General features: G+C 63.0%; 14 protein-coding genes. 10 read left to right on the plus strand and 4 right to left on the minus strand.

The genetic code is table 11. The annotated features are described in order from the left end of the window. The first annotated feature begins 17 nt into the window (after window positions 1–17). The 4 genes from NXC14_RS30535 (at window position 18) to NXC14_RS30550 (ending at window position 4,538) form a co-directional block, all read left to right on the plus strand. Window positions 18–371 (plus strand): cupin domain-containing protein, encoded by a 354-nt coding sequence (locus NXC14_RS30535; protein ID WP_085781743.1) that lies wholly within the window; start codon window positions 18–20, stop codon window positions 369–371. A gap of 124 nt (window positions 372–495) precedes the next feature. Continuing rightward, a complete protein-coding gene (locus NXC14_RS30540) occupies window positions 496–1,959 on the plus strand; it encodes an aldehyde dehydrogenase family protein (RefSeq protein WP_085781744.1) in 1,464 nt (487 codons plus the stop codon). 9 nt (window positions 1,960–1,968) lie between these two features. Further along, window positions 1,969–3,012, plus strand: coding sequence for a tartrate dehydrogenase (locus NXC14_RS30545; protein ID WP_085781745.1), 1,044 nt, complete (start codon window positions 1,969–1,971; stop codon window positions 3,010–3,012). 68 nt (window positions 3,013–3,080) lie between these two features. Beyond that, window positions 3,081–4,538: an NAD-dependent succinate-semialdehyde dehydrogenase gene (locus tag NXC14_RS30550; protein ID WP_085782067.1), complete on the plus strand. Its 1,458-nt coding sequence runs from the start codon at window positions 3,081–3,083 to the stop codon at window positions 4,536–4,538. Window positions 4,539–4,691: 153 nt separating this feature from the next. Here the strand turns inward: NXC14_RS30550 and NXC14_RS30555 are convergent, their stop codons facing one another. The 4 genes from NXC14_RS30555 to NXC14_RS30570 all read right to left on the minus strand — a co-directional run bounded on the left by NXC14_RS30555 (window position 4,692) and on the right by NXC14_RS30570 (window position 8,475). Beyond that, window positions 4,692–5,966 (minus strand): FAD-binding oxidoreductase, encoded by a 1,275-nt coding sequence (locus NXC14_RS30555; protein WP_085781746.1) that lies wholly within the window; start codon window positions 5,964–5,966, stop codon window positions 4,692–4,694. Between the two features lie 13 nt (window positions 5,967–5,979). Beyond that, complete coding sequence (locus NXC14_RS30560; protein WP_085781747.1) at window positions 5,980–6,648, minus strand: haloacid dehalogenase type II; 669 nt, start codon at window positions 6,646–6,648, stop codon at window positions 5,980–5,982. A gap of 144 nt (window positions 6,649–6,792) precedes the next feature. Then, the gene (locus NXC14_RS30565) at window positions 6,793–7,461 is read right to left on the minus strand and encodes an aldolase (RefSeq protein ID WP_012490043.1); all 669 of its coding nucleotides are present in this window, start codon (window positions 7,459–7,461) and stop codon (window positions 6,793–6,795) included. Between the two features lie 15 nt (window positions 7,462–7,476). Then, entirely contained in the window at window positions 7,477–8,475 is a 999-nt protein-coding gene (locus NXC14_RS30570; protein ID WP_016735888.1) for a LacI family DNA-binding transcriptional regulator, read from the minus strand. Between the two features lie 242 nt (window positions 8,476–8,717). On the opposite strand from NXC14_RS30570, the gene NXC14_RS30575 reads away from it, so the two are divergent. From NXC14_RS30575 to NXC14_RS30600, 6 genes are all read left to right on the plus strand, one after another. After that, window positions 8,718–10,034 (plus strand): MFS transporter, encoded by a 1,317-nt coding sequence (locus NXC14_RS30575; RefSeq protein WP_016735889.1) that lies wholly within the window; start codon window positions 8,718–8,720, stop codon window positions 10,032–10,034. Window positions 10,035–10,101: 67 nt separating this feature from the next. Further along, window positions 10,102–11,046, plus strand: coding sequence for an L-threonate dehydrogenase (gene ltnD, locus NXC14_RS30580; protein ID WP_004678965.1), 945 nt, complete (start codon window positions 10,102–10,104; stop codon window positions 11,044–11,046). An 11-nt stretch (window positions 11,047–11,057) separates the two neighbouring features. Then, a complete protein-coding gene (otnI, locus tag NXC14_RS30585; protein WP_085781748.1) occupies window positions 11,058–11,834 on the plus strand; it encodes a 2-oxo-tetronate isomerase in 777 nt (258 codons plus the stop codon). Window positions 11,835–11,837: 3 nt separating this feature from the next. Further along, the gene (otnK, locus tag NXC14_RS30590; protein WP_085781749.1) at window positions 11,838–13,118 is read left to right on the plus strand and encodes a 3-oxo-tetronate kinase; all 1,281 of its coding nucleotides are present in this window, start codon (window positions 11,838–11,840) and stop codon (window positions 13,116–13,118) included. 149 nt (window positions 13,119–13,267) lie between these two features. Continuing rightward, on the plus strand, window positions 13,268–14,104 hold the full coding sequence (locus NXC14_RS30595; RefSeq protein ID WP_085781750.1) for a GNAT family N-acetyltransferase: 837 nt from the start codon (window positions 13,268–13,270) through the stop codon (window positions 14,102–14,104). An 11-nt stretch (window positions 14,105–14,115) separates the two neighbouring features. Next, entirely contained in the window at window positions 14,116–15,492 is a 1,377-nt protein-coding gene (locus NXC14_RS30600; protein ID WP_064824006.1) for an aspartate aminotransferase family protein, read from the plus strand. The last annotated feature ends 180 nt before the right edge of the window (window positions 15,493–15,672 follow it).

A 15,672-nucleotide genomic window follows, 5' to 3' on the forward strand; every position in this document is an offset into this window, starting at 1 on the left:
ACCTCGAAAGGAAAGTCATGTCCCTGCTTAAGACAATCGACACCAACCCGTCCCATGCGCCGCGTGAGTCCGGTCCCCTACCCGAGCGTCTGATCGCGGGCAACCCCACCTTCAAGACCTGGGCGCAGGATGTTGCTCGCGCAGACACCGTTCATACCGGCGTATGGGAGGCAACGCCCGGCGAGACCCGTTCGATCAAGGGCGAGACCTTCGAGTTCTGCCATATCCTTTCCGGCCTGGTCGAACTCACGCCGGAAGGCGGAGAACCGGTGGTCTATAAGGCTGGCGACAGTTTTGTCATGAAGCCGGGTTTCGTCGGCGTCTGGAAGACGCTCGAGACGGTGCGCAAGATCTACGTGACCGTGACGTGACGCCGTAGAATTGACTGATGGCGGCGGCGAAAACGCAATTTTTCGCCGCCCCGGCACCGCCGGTCGATGCATGCTGCTCGCTTTCCCCAGCTAGGCTTACCTCAGCTCATGCCGAGGATACGCAATGACACTCAGCTTCGATCCGAACTCGATTTCCCTGCCCATGGGGCATTTCATCGGCGGCCGGCTGGTTCCGGCCGAAGCCGCCATCGATATGCACCGGCCGTCCGACGGCAAGGCATATGCCGGCTGTCCGCTTGCCGACGCAGCCCTTGTCGACCAAGCCGTGGAGACGGCAAGGGGGGCGTTAGATAGAAGCAATTGGAGTGGTGTGCGGCCGCGCGAGCGCACCAAGGCGCTGCAGCGCTGGGCAGATCTGATCGAAGCCGAGGCGGAGACACTTGCCAGGCTTGAGGCCCTCTCCTCGACCCGACCCGTTGGCCATCTCGTCGCCGGCGATATCGCCGTCACCGCCGAGCAGATCCGCTTCTTTGCCGAATTCGCCGACAAGGAAGGCGGCGATCTCGTCCCGACCGACGACACGAATTTCGGCATGATCGTGACGGAACCCTATGGTGTGGTCGGCGCCATCACACCCTGGAATTTCCCCTTGTCAATGGCAGGCTGGAAGCTTGCTCCGGCACTGGCCGCGGGCAATGCGGTGGTGCTGAAACCTTCGGAGATGACGCCATTTTCGACACTCTATCTTGCCGAGCTTTCGGTGCGCGCCGGCCTGCCCGCCGGCCTCGTCAACGTCGTGCTGGGTGACGGGCCGATCACCGGAACGGCCATCACCGGGCATCCGGGAATTTCCAAGGTCAGCTTCACCGGTTCGACCGCGGCTGGCGCGGCGATCATGGCCAATATTGCCAGGACAGGCGTGAAGCCGATGACGCTGGAGCTCGGCGGCAAGAGCCCGCAGCTGGTCTTTGCGGACGCCGATCTCGATCTTGCGGCAGGGGCCATCGCCGCCAGCATCTTGTCCAATGCCGGCCAGGCCTGCATATGCGGATCTCGTCTCATCGTCGACGCGAAGGTGGCGGACGCGCTCGCAGCGGCACTGCTTTCCAGACTGGCGGCAATCCGACCGGGGCCGACCTGGGAGGAAACGACCGATTATTCGCCCGTTATTTCCGAACGCCAGATCGCCCGTATGGACGGTATCATCCGCGCCGCCATAGCCGGCGGGGCCGAATGCCTTACGGGTGGCCGCCAGCTCGATCGTGAGGGATATTTCTACGCGCCGACGCTGATTTCGGGCGTGACGGCCGAATCGCCCGCGGTTCTCGAGGAAATCTTTGGACCGGTCCTGACCATACAGACCTTCGAGGATGAGGAGGAGGCGCTGAGGCTGGCCGACCATCCAACCTACGGGCTGGCCGCCGGCCTCTTCACTCGCGATCTCTCGCGGGCGATCCGCCTCACCCGGCGCCTGCAGGCCGGCACCGTCTGGGTCAACCGTTACGGCCGGTCGCGCGATCATATCCTGCCGACCGGCGGTTACAAGCAGTCCGGCATCGGCAAGGACCTCGGCCGCGAAGCCTATCACGCCAACCGCAAGAGCAAGAGCGTGCTCATCAGCCTTTAAGGAGCTCAGATGAAGACTTACAGGATTGCCCTTCTGCCGGGAGACGGCATCGGCCGCGACGTGACCGATGCTGCCTGGGCCGTGCTCGAAAAGGCAGCCGGAGCGAGCGGTGTTTCTCTTGAAGCGACCCGCTACCCCTGGTCCTGCGACTATTATCTCGAAAACGGCACCATGATGCCGGCCGACGGGATCGAGACGCTGAGGTTCTTCGACGCCATCCTGCTCGGCGCCGTCGGCTGGCCCAGCAAGGTGCCGGATTCCGTGTCCCTGCATGGGCTGCTGCTGCCCATCCGCAAGGCTTTTGTACAATATGCCAACATCCGCCCGCACAAGCTGCTGCCCGGTGTGCAGGGACCGCTGCGGTCGCAAGACTTCGATATCCTGTGCATCCGTGAAAACACCGAGGGAGAATATTCCGGCGCCGGCGGCCGCGTCCATCAAGGCACCGACAGCGAGGTGGCGGTGGAAACCTCGATCTTCACCCGAAAGGGGGTCGAACGCATCCTGCGTTTCGGCTTCGAGCAGGCGCGTGTGCGGCGCGGCAAACTCGCGTCGGTGACCAAGTCCAACGCGCAGAAATATTCGATGGTCTTCTGGGACGAGATCACCCACAGGCTCTCGGCGGAATATCCGGATGTCGAAGTCACGAGCTACCATATCGACGCCATGGCCGCCCGCATGGTCATGGCGCCTGATAGTCTCGATGTCGTGGTCGCATCCAATCTGTTCGGCGACATACTGACCGATCTTGGCGCCGCCATCCAGGGCGGGCTCGGCTTTGCGGCATCCGCCAACATCAATCCTGATCGCCAGGCGCCGTCCATGTTCGAACCCGTCCACGGCTCCGCGCCGGACATCGCTCATCTCGGAATCGCCAATCCGATCGCGGCCATCTGGTCGGGCGCAATGATGCTGGAACACCTCGGAGAGGCGACCGCCGCCGGCAGCGTAATGGCCGCCATCGAGGCGACGACGGCGCGAGGCATCGGCGCCGTTCCCGGCAAAGACAAGACGGAGGCGATCACGGCATCGGTGCTTTCGGCACTCGGCTAGAGCACGTCGCAAAAACACGCTGCGGCTTTGCGCCCGGATTTGTGGAGGTATTTATGAAAGAGGACAAGATGAACGGATTGAGGGATGCAAGCCTGCTGCGTCAGCAGGGGCTCATCGACGGAGAATGGTGCGGGGGCGCAGCCGGGCGCACGATCGAGGTGATCGATCCGGCGACGCAGCATGTGCTGGGCAGCGTGCCCGACATGGACGGAGCCGACACACGGGCCGCTATCGTGGCGGCGGAAAAAGCGTTTGGTCCATGGCGGGCAAAGACCCATGCCGAGCGCGCCGCCCTGCTCGAAGCCTGGCACGACCTGATGCTCGACAATATCGAGGACCTGGCGCTGATCCTGACGACGGAACAGGGCAAGCCGCTGACGGAAGCGCGGGGCGAAATCCGCTACGGCGCCTCATTCATCAAATGGTTTTCCGAGGAAGCGCGCCGCATTGGCGGAACGACCATCCCCTCACCTATCGCGGACCGGCGGATCGTTGTTCTCAAGGAGCCCGTGGGCGTATCGGCGATCATCACGCCCTGGAATTTTCCCAATGCGATGATCACCCGCAAGGTGGGGCCGGCGCTTGCGGCGGGTTGCACGGTTGTCATCAAGCCATCCGACCTGACCCCGTTTTCGGCGCTGGCGCTCGCCGTTCTGGCGGAACGCGCCGGCATCCCCAAGGGCGTGATCAACATCGTCACCGGCATGCCGACCGCAATCGGCGACGAATTGATGTCGAACCAGACCGTCCGCAAGATCTCTTTCACCGGCTCGACGCGCGTCGGTTCGCTGTTGATGCGAGGTGCCGCCGACAGCGTCAAGCGGCTCAGCCTCGAACTCGGCGGCAACGCGCCTTTCATCGTTTTCGACGATGCCGATCTCGACCTTGCCGTCGAAGGCGCCATCGCATCGAAATTCCGCAACGGCGGACAGACTTGCGTCTGCGCCAACCGTCTTCTCGTCCAGTCTGGCGTCTACGATGCCTTTGCCGCCAAACTCGGCGCGCGGGTCTCGGCCATGAAGGTCGGGGCAGGCACCGAGGCCGGCACGGATATCGGACCGATGATCAACAAAGCTGCGATCGAGAAGATCAACCGGCACGTGGAGGATGCGGTAAACAAGGGAGCAAAGATCCTCTCTACTGCAGATTCCGTGCCGGCAGGCGATCAATATGCGGCGCCGATGGTGCTTGGCGGCGCGACGACCGACATGCAGCTTGCCAGCGAAGAGACATTCGGACCGGTTGCCCCGCTGTTTCGGTTCGACACCGAGGAAGAGGCGATCCGCATTGCAAATTCCACCCCCTTCGGCCTTGCGGCCTATTTCTACACCGAGAGCCTGAAGCGGTCCTGGCGGGTCGGTGAGGCGCTCGAATTCGGCATGATCGGCCTGAACACCGGCGCCATTTCCACCGAGGTCGCTCCGTTCGGCGGCGTCAAGCAATCCGGCCTCGGGCGTGAGGGCGCCCAATGCGGCATTGAGGAATATCTGGAAATGAAGAGCTTCCACATCGGCGGACTCTCCTGATCGACAAGAAAACAAAGGGCGCCGGGAGATCATTCCGGCGCCCTTCCTAAACGCTATCGCAAGCCAGGGATCTTGGATTCTGCCTGTCACCCACTGCTGCGAGATTTTGCGACACAGGCGCGAGAATGACTAGCCGCCCTCGCCACGCCGCGCTTACATGAAGCGATCAAGTGTCTTGTAGTAGAGCCCGACGACCGGCAGGAACCACGGCTTGCCGAAATGGCCGGGAACAGCAGGCCAATCAAGCCCCTTTACCGGATTGCGGTCCGCCTTGCCCATGATGGCGTCGGCGATAATCATGCCAAGGTGGGTGGAGAGCTGGGCGCCGTGGCCGGAATAGCCCATGGCGTACCACACGCCATCGACGTAACCGGCGCGCGGATAGCGATCCTTCGTCATGTCGACGAGCCCGCCCCAGCAATAATCGATCTCGACGCCGGCAAGTTGCGGGAAGATTTCAGCCAGACCGGCGCGCAGAATATCGCCGCTCTTTGCATCCGATCGCTGATCCGAGGTGGCGGAAAAGCGTGCGCGGCCGCCGAAGATCAGCCGGTTGTCCGGCGACAGCCGGAAATAATTGCCGATGTTCAGCGACGTGACACAGGTCCGGTTCCCCGGCATCGTCGCTGCGATTTCGGCGTCGCTCAACGGACGGGTAGCGAGCAGGAAGCTGCCGACGGAAATGATCCGGCGGCGGAAATAGCCGAAGAGCGACGGCGTGTAGGCGCCTGTCGCGACGAGCACGTGATCGGCGGTGACGGTGCCCCGTCCGGTCTCCAGGCTGTGGCGGCCGTTGCCTTGCCTGTGTTCGGTCACGGCAGCCTTTTCGAAGATGACGGCGCCGTGGCGGACGGCCGCGGCGGCGAGTCCGGCGACATAGCGGCCCATATGCATCATCGCGCTCTTTTTCGAGAGCATGGCGCCATGGAAGGGCGAGCCAACCTCACTCTTCAAGTCATTCGCGGAAAGAAGCGCCGTCTCCGGATCGACCTCTCTATGCACAGCCTCGAAGTTGCGGGCAATGGCATCGAAATGCTGAGGCTTGGAGGCAAGCTTGAGCTTTCCCGCGCGACGGAAATTGCAATCGATGCCCTCCTCGGCGACGATCGCCTCGATCGTATCGATGGACTCATCGAACGCCCGATAGAGCGCCATAGCCCTCTCCGTGCCGAGCGCTGATTTGGCGGAGAGGAAGCTGTGGGCTAGTCCGTTGTTGAGGTGGCCGCCATTGCGTCCCGATGCACCCCATCCCACCCGCTCGGCCTCGAGCACGACGACCTTGACGCCGGCTTTAGCAAGCTGGCGCGCCGCTGCAAGCCCGGTAAAGCCCGCGCCGATCACGGCGACATCATAATGTCCTTCGACAGGACCTTGAGCCGCATCGGCAAAAGCACGCGCTGTGTCGTGCCAGTAGGACTGGAACTGCATCCTCTTATCTCCGTCAGAGGCCGACAACGCCAGGCAAGCCGGAGATGTCGGCAATCTCGACATAGCCGTAATAGGGATTGGCCGGCTCGTGACCGCGATTGACCCAGACCTTGTTCTTGATGCCGAGATCGTGGGCCGACATCAGATCGTAGCGGAAGGAGGACGAGCAATGCAGCACGTCCTGCGGTCCGCAGCCGAGCATATCGAACATATATTCGAAGGCCTGGAAACGGGGCTTATAGGCATTCGCCTGTTGCGCGGTATAGACCGCGTGGAAGGGCGCGCCGAGCTTTTCGACATTCGACATGATCTGCGCGTCCATGGCATTGGACAGGATCACCAGCGGAATTTCCCGGGCAACCCTGGCAAGACCCTCGGGTACGTCGCGATGCGGCCCCCAGGTCGGAACACGTGCGTAGACCATCCGAGCGGCTTCATCGCGAAACGTCACGCCGTTGCGCTTGCATGTCCGCTCGAGCGAGTTGTGCACCACCTCCGCGTAGGGCTTCCAGGTGCCCATGATCTCGTCGAGACGATAGGCGGCGAAATTCTTGACGAACTCCGCCATGCGCGGTTCGTCGAGTTGGTCGCCGTAGAGATCGCGTGCCGCTTCCGCCATCTGGAAGTTGGTGAGCGTGCCGTAGCAGTCGAAGGTGATGTATTTCGGGCGGAACGTCGTCATCTGCGTATCCTTGAATGATTGGAACCGGGATGTTTCACAATCATAGGCACCGCTTTATCCGCGGCTTACCTGAATTGGGCGGCATCGGAAGCAGAATCTATCGTATAGAAAGCGGCGTTTGGCAGAAGGTTGCGTGCTCTCGGTTCAATCGTGGTCGTGGTCATGATGCGAGGGAAGATCGAGGCCGAAGGTCTTGACGAGATCGGCCACTTGCTCCGGGCTGAGGAAGCGGGGATTGAGGTTGCGCAGCAGCAGATAGAGCTTCGCCGTTTCCTCCAGTTCCTCGGTTGCGAAGACCGCCGCCTCCAGGCTGTCACCGGCAACGACGGGTCCATGATTGGCCAGAAGCACCGACGAGTATTTGCCCGCCAGCCCGCGGATCGCATCGGCCACCGCCGGATCGCCGGGGCGATAATAGGGCACCAGCGCCGTCTCGCCGGCGCGCATGAGATAGTATGGCGTCATCGGCGGCAAGGCGGCGCGCGGATCGATCTCCGGCAGCATCGTCAGCGCCACCGCATGCGTGGAATGAAGATGGACGATGGCGCGGGCGCTGCCGCGTGTGTCGTAGAGGGCGGTGTGAAGCGGGATTTCCTTGGTCGGCTTGTCACCGGATAGGAGCCGGCCTTCGGCATCGAGCCTTGAAATACGCGCCGGGTCGAGAAAGCCGAGCGAAGCGTTGGTCGGCGTGACCAGCCAGCCGCCGTCCTCCAGCCGTAACGATATGTTGCCCGACGAACCGGGTGTCAGCCCGCGCTCGAACAGCGACCGGCCGTATCGACAGATTTCCTCACGCAGGCGCGCGTCGGACATGACAGTTCCTCCAATTCATGCGGTCGCCCCCTCGATCAGTTCAAAGCCGAGATCGACGACCTGCGGCGGCGCATTGGCGACGATGAGTTGCGCGGCTATCTCACCGGTCGCCACGCGCGGCGTCCGGATGGTCGACAAGGGCTGTGGTATCGCCCGGCCGATATCGAGGCCGTTATAACCAAAAATCGCGAGCTGCGAGGGGATCGCGATCCCTTGGGCGAGACAATGAAAATAACCGCCCAGCGCCATATCGTCGTTGGAAAAATAGACGGCATCCAGATCGGTCGCTCGTGCAAGCAATCGCTCCAGTCCCAATCTGCCGTTCTCCACCGAGGATGGGCCGGCAAGAATTTCGCGGGCGATGAGCGGGGCGCCGGCGGCCTCGAGCGTTTCGCAGAAACTGGAAAAGCGCTTGCCGGCGCGGGTATCGCGCTGGAGGTCGTGACCGACATAGCCGATCCTGCGATAAGCCCGCTTGAGCAGGAAGGCAGCGCTCTCCCTTCCGGCCGCGCGGTTCGAGAAGCCGACTGCGATATCGAGGGCGTCGCCGTCCAGATCGAGCAGTTCCACGACCCGGCATCCGCTGGCGCGCAGCATTTTCGCCGTGCCGTCGGTATGCTCGTATCCTGCCAGCATCACCGCCGCCGGCCGCCAGGCGAGCATTGCGGCGGCGAGCGCTTCCTCCCTGCCCGGATCATAGTCGGTCACCGAAAAAACCGACTGATATCGGTTTTCCTCCAGAACGGCGCTGGCGCCGCGCAGCACATCGGGAAAGACGATGTTGGACAGCGAAGGAATGACGAAAGCGACGAGACGCGAACCGGTGGAGGCCAGCGTTCCGGCGATCCGGTTCGGCACATAGCCCAACCGCTCGACAGCGGCCATCACCCGCTCCCGGGTCTTGCCTGAAAACGAACCATGGTTGCGCAGCACGCGCGACACCGTGCTCTCGCCGACGCCGGCCGCTTCCGCGACCTCCGCGAGGGTGACCGTCGCCTGTTGTTTCAATTCCATCGTCAATTTTGAACCCGATATGAGCAAGCCTTCCGGCGCGAAGCGTCTGGCAACACCGTCACAGGCGAGATTCATTTTTCACTACTTCGGGCAAGAAGCAAGATTTTTTTGGCAGCGCTGCCAATTCGCGGTTGGCAGCGCTGCCAAAATGGATTAAGAGGAATGGCAGCGCTGCCAAAAGAGGATCAGCGCGCCGCGGGAGGACCTGTCGGAGATCGCGGCAACGATCGGAGGAGAGAATCATGACGCTGCATACAGAGGCGCCAATCGCTGGCGCATATCCCGCACAGGCGACGGAGGATCGGGCCTATGGCAAGGTATTCTGGCGCATCGTGCCGTTTTTGATGTTGTGTTACGTCGTCGCTTATCTCGACCGCGTCAATGTCGGCTTCGCCAAGCTGCAGATGTCGAGCGAGCTCGGCCTCTCGGAAGCTGCCTACGGCATCGGCGCCGGCATTTTCTTCATCGGCTATTTTCTGTTTGAAGTGCCAAGCAATGTCATCATGAATAAGGTCGGTGCGCGGGTCTGGATTGCCCGCATCATGATCACCTGGGGCATCATCTCCGCCGCCTTCATGTTCACCTCGTCGGAAACCGTGTTCTATGTCCTGCGTTTCCTGCTGGGCGTTGCCGAGGCAGGATTTTTCCCCGGCATCATTTTGTATCTGACATCCTGGTATCCGGCGCATCGCCGCGCCAAGATCATTACCACTTTCATGTCCGCTATCCCAGTATCCGCCATTTTCGGCAATCCGCTTTCAGGCTTTTTGATGGACAGCTTTCACGGAACGCACGGTCTGTCCGGCTGGCAGTGGATGTTCCTGATCGAAGCCGTTCCGGCCATTCTTTTCGGCGTCGCGACGTTCTTTTATCTTGATGATAGGATCGCTGACGCGACGTGGCTGGACGATGAGGAAAAGCGGGTGCTGACGGCCAATATCGAGGCGGAGAATAAAGCCAAGACAGCAAGCCCGCACAGCATCTCGGGCACGCTGACCGACCGTCGCGTCTGGCTGATGTGCCTGATTTATTTCTGCTTCGTGCTCGGGCAATATGGCCTGAATTTCTGGATGCCGACCATCGTGAAAGCCTCGGGCGTCAGCGGAAATCTCAACATCGGCCTCATTTCCGCCATCCCCTATATCTGCACATTCGTCGCCATGCTGGCGCTCGGACGTTCCGCCGACAGGCTGCGCGAACGGCGGTGGCACCTCGTCGTCCCGGCTCTTATCGCCGCCGGCGGCTTCGTTGCCGCAACGCTCGCGACGAGCACGACGGTGTCGATCATCTGCCTCTCGCTGGCTGCTGCGGGCGCCATCAGCTGCGCGCCGCTTTTCTGGTCGCTTCCGACCGCTTTCCTCGCCGGCACCGGCGCTGCGGCCGGCATCGCCTGGATCAATTCGGTCGGCAATCTCGCCGGGTTCCTCGGACCGTTTCTGGTCGGCTATCTGAAGGACTTCACCGGCACCAACAGCGCCGGCATGTATCTGCTGGCGGCCGCGCTCGTCATCGGTTCGCTGGCCGTGTTGACGGTCCCGGCTAAAACCGTCAATCGCTAAGCGACAGCCCCTCCGGGACGACTTCCGGAGGGGCACGGATCTTCCTCACGAGACTGGAGAACCTCTCATGACACCGCTTGCTGAAAACCCAGGTTTTGCCGTCGTCGCGGCCGTCATCGGTCTTGGCTCCATGGGACTGGGAATGGCCCGGTCGATGAAGCGCGCGGGTCTCGACGTCGTTGGATATGACATAACCCCGGCAGCGGTGGACCGCTTCGTCGCCGAAGGCGGGCGCGGCGCAGCGACGCCAGCCGAGGCCGCCAAAAACGCCGACATCGTCGTTTCCGTGGTGGTCAACGGTGCTCAGACCGAGACCGTGCTGTTCGGGCCGCAGGGCGCTGCGGATACGATGAAGCCCGGCGCCGTCTTCATCTCGTCGGCGACCATGGATCCCGCCGTCGCGCGCGATCTGGCGGCGCGGACGGAGGCCCTCGGCCTGCTTTATCTCGATGCGCCGATTTCAGGCGGCGCGGCCAAGGCCGCACTTGGCGAGCTGACGATCATGGCTTCCGGCTCCGGCCGAGCCTTCGATGCGGCGCGCCCCGCTCTGAACGCCATGGCCGGCAAGGTCTACGAGCTCGGCGATGCCGCCGGAACGGGCGCCGCCTTCAAGATGATCAACCAGCTTCTCGCCGGCGTGCACATCGCAGCCGCCTGCGAGGCGATAAGCTTTGCCGCCAAGCAGGGCCTCGACCTCGACAAGGTCTATGAAGTCATCACCGCCTCGGCCGGCAATTCCTGGATGTTCGAAAATCGTATGCCGCATGTGCTGGCCGGAGATTACACCCCGCTCAGCAGCATCGAGATCTTCGTCAAGGATCTCGGCATCGTCCAGGATATGGCCCGTTCCGAGCGTTATCCGGCACCGCTCGCGGCGGCGGCTCTGCAGATGTATTTGGCGGCGGCCGGAGCCGGCATGGGCCGTGACGACGATTCCTCGCTCGCGCGCCTCTACGCGCAGCTTTCCGGCACGCAATTGCCCGGCTCCGCCAAAGAACCACAGAGCCGCTAAGGACTATCGACATGCCCGTTTTCGCCGCCAACCTGACGATGATGTTCAATGAATGGGACTTCCTCGACCGCTTCGACGCCGCAGCCGATGCGGGGTTTTCCGCCGTCGAATATCTGTTTCCCTACGAGGCCGCGCCGGAGGCCATCGCCGAACGACTTGCCCGCAACGATCTGCAGCAGGCTTTGTTCAATCTGCCGCCAGGGGATTGGGGTGCGGGCGAGCGCGGGATCGCGGCTCTCCCCGAACGGTTCGACGATCTCAAAGCGGATGTCGAGCGGGCGTTGGACTATGCGGCGGCGACGGGCGTCAAGCGATTGCACCTGATGGCGGGCATCGCCGACCCTCATGATCAAGAGGCCGCCGCCTCCTACCGGCGCTGCGTCGCCTACACTGCCGGCCGGCTTGCGGAAAAAGGCATCGATCTGCTGTTGGAGCCGATCAACGGGCGCAACATGCCGGGATATTTCCTCAACGACTTCGCGATCGCCGAACGGCTGATCGCCGAATGCGGCCTGCCGAACCTGAAACTGCAATTCGACATCTATCACCGTCAGATCCTCCATGGCGACGTCACCAAGGCGTTGCGGCGCCTGCTAGAGATCACCGGCCATATCCAGATCGCCAGCGTGCCCTCCCGCAACGAGCCTGATGGAGAGGAGCTGAACTATCCCTACCTGTTCAGCGAAATCGACCGGCTGGGTTATGACGGTTTTATCGGCTGCGAATACGTCCCGCGCAGCCAGACACTGGATGGCCTTGGCTGGTTCAAACCTTTTGCACGGAGCTAGACGATGGCCATTTCACTTGGATCAATAGCAGACGACTACACCGGCGCGTCCGATCTCGCCAACACGCTGACGAAGAACGGTCTGCGGACAGTGCAGACGGTCGGCATTCCCGATCCGTCGCTCGCGCTGCCGGAGGTCGATGCGGTGGTCGTCTCCCTGAAAATTCGCTCCGTTCCGGCTTCGGAGGCCGTGACCGCCGCGACCGAAGCTGAGCGCTGGCTGCGCCACCAGGGTGCGGGCCATGTGCTTTACAAGATCTGTTCGACCTTCGATTCCACCGATGCCGGCAATATCGGCCCCGTCACCGAGGCTTTGAGCGAGGCTGCGGGCGGCGGTGGCGTGCTGGTGACGCCAGCCTTTCCGGAAACCGGGCGCACCGTCTATCTCGGCCACCTCTTCGTCGGCGGCCAGCCATTGAACGAAAGCCCGCTCAAGGACCACCCGCTGAACCCGATGCACGATGCCAATCTCGTCCGGGTTCTCGCCCGGCAATCGCTCGGCGCCGTCGGACTGATCGATCTGGCAGCCATCGCTGCCGGGCCGGCCGCCGCCAAGGCGAAGTTCGACGCCCTGCGAACGACGGGCGCGACCATGGCTATCGCCGACTCGATTTTCGAGCGGGATCTGGAAACGTTGGGCGAGATCGCGCTGGAAATGCCGGTATCCACCGGTGCGTCCGGCCTCGGCCTCGGCCTTGCCCGCGCGCTCGTCCGCTCCGGCCGGATATCCGGCAGCGCGACAGGTGAAGACGTCATTCGCCCAGTCGGCGGGCTTTCGGCGATCATTGCCGGCAGCTGTTCGAAAGCGACGCTGCGCCAACTCGACATCGCCGAGCAATCGATGCCCGTGCTGCGGCTTGATCCGGAGCGTCTGCTGGCCGCCGGTCCGGATGAGATCGCCGCGGCGATTTCGTGGGCGGGAGACCGCATTTCTGCCGGCCCGGTCGTGGTCGCCGCGAGCGCGGCGCCCGAAACGGTATCCCGGCTGCAATCGCAATATGGGCGCGAGGCCTCCGGCCACGTGATCGAGACCGCCACATCGATTATCGCCGCCGAGCTGGTGGATCGAGGCGTGCGGCGCCTCGTCGTCGCAGGCGGCGAGACCTCGGGAGCCGCAGTCGACAAGCTCGCCATCCCGGCTTTTCTGATCGGCCCCGAAATTGCGCCCGGCGTGCCGGTGCTGCGCACGGTCGGCAATAGGCAGGGCGACATGCTTCTGGCGTTGAAATCAGGAAATTTCGGCGGCGAAGATTTCTTCGGCGCAGCGCTGGCGATGATGCGGTGACAAGGTTTTGCGAAAGGCTCGGTCCTCCAGCATAAGATGCGGCGGCCGGTGATCGCAAAGCCATAAGATACTGCCTGAACCACCGCCTTCAGACGATCTGCCCGCCGGCGCTCCGGCAGACTGGCGGGCACGACATGAAGGACGCCCCCATGCAAGCAAGCCAGATCGAAATCGTCCCGTTCAGCCTCGACCACCTGGCCGCCGCCGTCGCGCTCTCCAAACAGGCGGGCTGGCCGCATCGGACGGAAGACTGGCAGATGGCGCTCGCCTTGAGCGACGGGATGATCGCACTCGAAGACGACAGGGTCGTCGGCACTGTGCTCGTCACGCCATACAAGCAAGATTGCGCGACGATCAACATGGTCATCGTCGACGAAACCATACGTGGGCGTGGCCTCGGCCGCAGGCTGATGGACGCCGCGCTGCGGATCGCAGGAGACCGGCCGCTACGGCTGGTCGCGACGACGGCGGGCCTGCCGCTCTACCAAAAGCTTGGCTTCCATGAAACCGGAACCGTGCTGCAGCACCAGGGCCTTGCCCGAGAAATCCCTGCGCCTGCCGGCACTGAGGCCGCCACCGCTGACGACCTCCCTGAAATCATGACGCTCGATCGCGTTGCCTTCGGCGCCGACCGCGAAAACCTGCTCTCCTATCTCGCCAAGGTCGGCGAGTTCGCCGTCATTCGCCGCGACGGCGGCGTCTCGGGCTTCGCGTGCATGCGCGCCTTCGGGCGTGGCGAAGTGATCGGACCCGTGGTTGCAACGAACATCGAGGACGCCAGGAAACTCATCGAACATCACATCGCGAGACGCCCAGGACACTTCCTCAGGGTGGATACCACCGCCGAAACAGGACTTTCCCCTTGGCTCGCCGAACAGGGCTTCGCCCATGTCGGCGGCGGCATCGCAATGCGAAATCCATCGGCCGGCCACGCCGCCGCCCCTGCTGCCACCACCTTCGCCCTTGCCAGCCAGGCGCTGGGCTGATCGGAGACCCCATGTACGCCAACTCGCTCATCGAACTCGACCGCGCCCATCTCATCCATCCTGTGGCCTCCTACCGCAGTCACGAGAAGCACGGCGTGCGCGTACTGGCCTCGGCCAAGGGCGCAACGGTCACCGACGCCTCCGGCAAACAACTGATCGACGGCTTCGCCGGCCTCTGGTGCGTCAATGCCGGTTACGGCCACGAAAGCATCGTCGAGGCAGCAGCCCGGCAGATGCGGGAGCTTCCCTATGCAACGGCCTATTTCGGCCTCGGCTCCGAGCCGGCGATCCGGCTTGCCTCAGAACTCGCCGATCGGGCGCCTGGTGATCTCAACCATGTTTATTTCACCCTCGGCGGCTCTGACGCGGTGGACAGCACGATCCGGTTCATCCGCTACTACTGGAATGCTCGGGGACGGCCCGAGCGCGATCAGTTCATTTCGGTCGAACAGGGCTATCACGGCTCCTCGACGGCCGGTGCGGGCCTGACCGCTTTGCCCGCCTTCCATGCCGGCTTCGGCCTTCCCTTCGACTGGCAGCATAAAATTCCGTCTCATTACGCCTACCGCAACCCGGTCGGCGAGGATCCGCAGGCGATTATCGAGGCCTCGCTGGCAGCGCTGAGAAGCAAGGTCGAGGCGATCGGGCCGGAGCGCGTCGCCGCCTTCTACGTCGAACCGATCCAGGGTTCGGGCGGCGTGCTCGTACCGCCGAAAGGCTGGGTGAAGGCGATGCGCGAATTTTGCCGCGAGCACGACATCCTCTTCGTGGCCGATGAGGTGATCACCGGCTTTGGCCGCACAGGGCCGCTTTTTGCCTGCAGCGAAGAGGGAGTCGTGCCGGATTTCATGACGACCGCCAAGGGTCTCACCTCCGGCTACGTCCCGATGGGCGCCGTCTTCATGGCCGACCACGTCTATGAGACGATTGCCGAGGGTGCCGGCGCCGCCGCTATCGGACACGGCTACACCTATTCGGCCCATCCCGTCAGCGCCGCCGTCGGCCTTGAAGTCCTGACGCTTTATGAAAACGGCCTGCTCGACAATGGCGTCAAGGCCGGGACGCGGCTGATGCAGGGGTTGGAATCGCTGAGAGATCACCCGCTCGTCGGTGATGTCCGCGGCCGCGGAATGCTCGCCGCCGTCGAGCTCGTGGCCGACAAAATCAACAAAACGCCGCTGCCGGCATCCGCCGAACCCGCCCGCCGGATCTTCGATCGCGCCTGGGAAAACGGCCTCGTCATCCGCGCCTTCGGCAACGGCGTGCTCGGTTATGCGCCGCCGCTGTGCTGCACCGAAACGGAAATCGATGCGATCGTCGAGCGCACGCGTTTGACGCTGGACGAGACGCTTGAGGACCCGGATGTGCGCGGGGCGCTGCGGGTCTGAGAATAGCGCGAAACGGTTAGATTCGGTGTTTTGTGCCGCGCCAGGGCGCCTTTTCGGAGAATCCGGCGCAGCGCAAGTGACAAACTGAAACAGACGAAAGGCACGGATCACAACAAATCCGGCCTTGATACAAGAGCGGGACAACGATCCTGCCGGGAACGGAATATTCTTCTTTGAGAA

Origin of the sequence: Rhizobium sp. NXC14 (assembly GCF_002117485.1) — a bacterium.
Lineage (GTDB): Bacteria > Pseudomonadota > Alphaproteobacteria > Rhizobiales > Rhizobiaceae > Rhizobium.

What these genes read in the sequence shown, in the direction of transcription:
- NXC14_RS30560 (WP_085781747.1), bottom strand. Translation starts at nt 6,648, where the DNA reads ATGACGACGTTCCGCCCGAAATACATCACCTTCGACTGCTACGGCACG.
- NXC14_RS30535 (WP_085781743.1), top strand. Translation starts at nt 18, where the DNA reads ATGTCCCTGCTTAAGACAATCGACACCAACCCGTCCCATGCGCCGCGT.
- NXC14_RS30595 (WP_085781750.1), top strand. Translation starts at nt 13,268, where the DNA reads ATGCAAGCAAGCCAGATCGAAATCGTCCCGTTCAGCCTCGACCACCTG.
- otnI (WP_085781748.1), top strand. Translation starts at nt 11,058, where the DNA reads ATGCCCGTTTTCGCCGCCAACCTGACGATGATGTTCAATGAATGGGAC.
- NXC14_RS30575 (WP_016735889.1), top strand. Translation starts at nt 8,718, where the DNA reads ATGACGCTGCATACAGAGGCGCCAATCGCTGGCGCATATCCCGCACAG.
- ltnD (WP_004678965.1), top strand. Translation starts at nt 10,102, where the DNA reads ATGACACCGCTTGCTGAAAACCCAGGTTTTGCCGTCGTCGCGGCCGTC.
- NXC14_RS30550 (WP_085782067.1), top strand. Translation starts at nt 3,081, where the DNA reads ATGAACGGATTGAGGGATGCAAGCCTGCTGCGTCAGCAGGGGCTCATC.
- NXC14_RS30570 (WP_016735888.1), bottom strand. Translation starts at nt 8,475, where the DNA reads ATGGAATTGAAACAACAGGCGACGGTCACCCTCGCGGAGGTCGCGGAA.
- otnK (WP_085781749.1), top strand. Translation starts at nt 11,838, where the DNA reads ATGGCCATTTCACTTGGATCAATAGCAGACGACTACACCGGCGCGTCC.
- NXC14_RS30555 (WP_085781746.1), bottom strand. Translation starts at nt 5,966, where the DNA reads ATGCAGTTCCAGTCCTACTGGCACGACACAGCGCGTGCTTTTGCCGAT.
- NXC14_RS30565 (WP_012490043.1), bottom strand. Translation starts at nt 7,461, where the DNA reads ATGTCCGACGCGCGCCTGCGTGAGGAAATCTGTCGATACGGCCGGTCG.
- NXC14_RS30545 (WP_085781745.1), top strand. Translation starts at nt 1,969, where the DNA reads ATGAAGACTTACAGGATTGCCCTTCTGCCGGGAGACGGCATCGGCCGC.
- NXC14_RS30600 (WP_064824006.1), top strand. Translation starts at nt 14,116, where the DNA reads ATGTACGCCAACTCGCTCATCGAACTCGACCGCGCCCATCTCATCCAT.
- NXC14_RS30540 (WP_085781744.1), top strand. Translation starts at nt 496, where the DNA reads ATGACACTCAGCTTCGATCCGAACTCGATTTCCCTGCCCATGGGGCAT.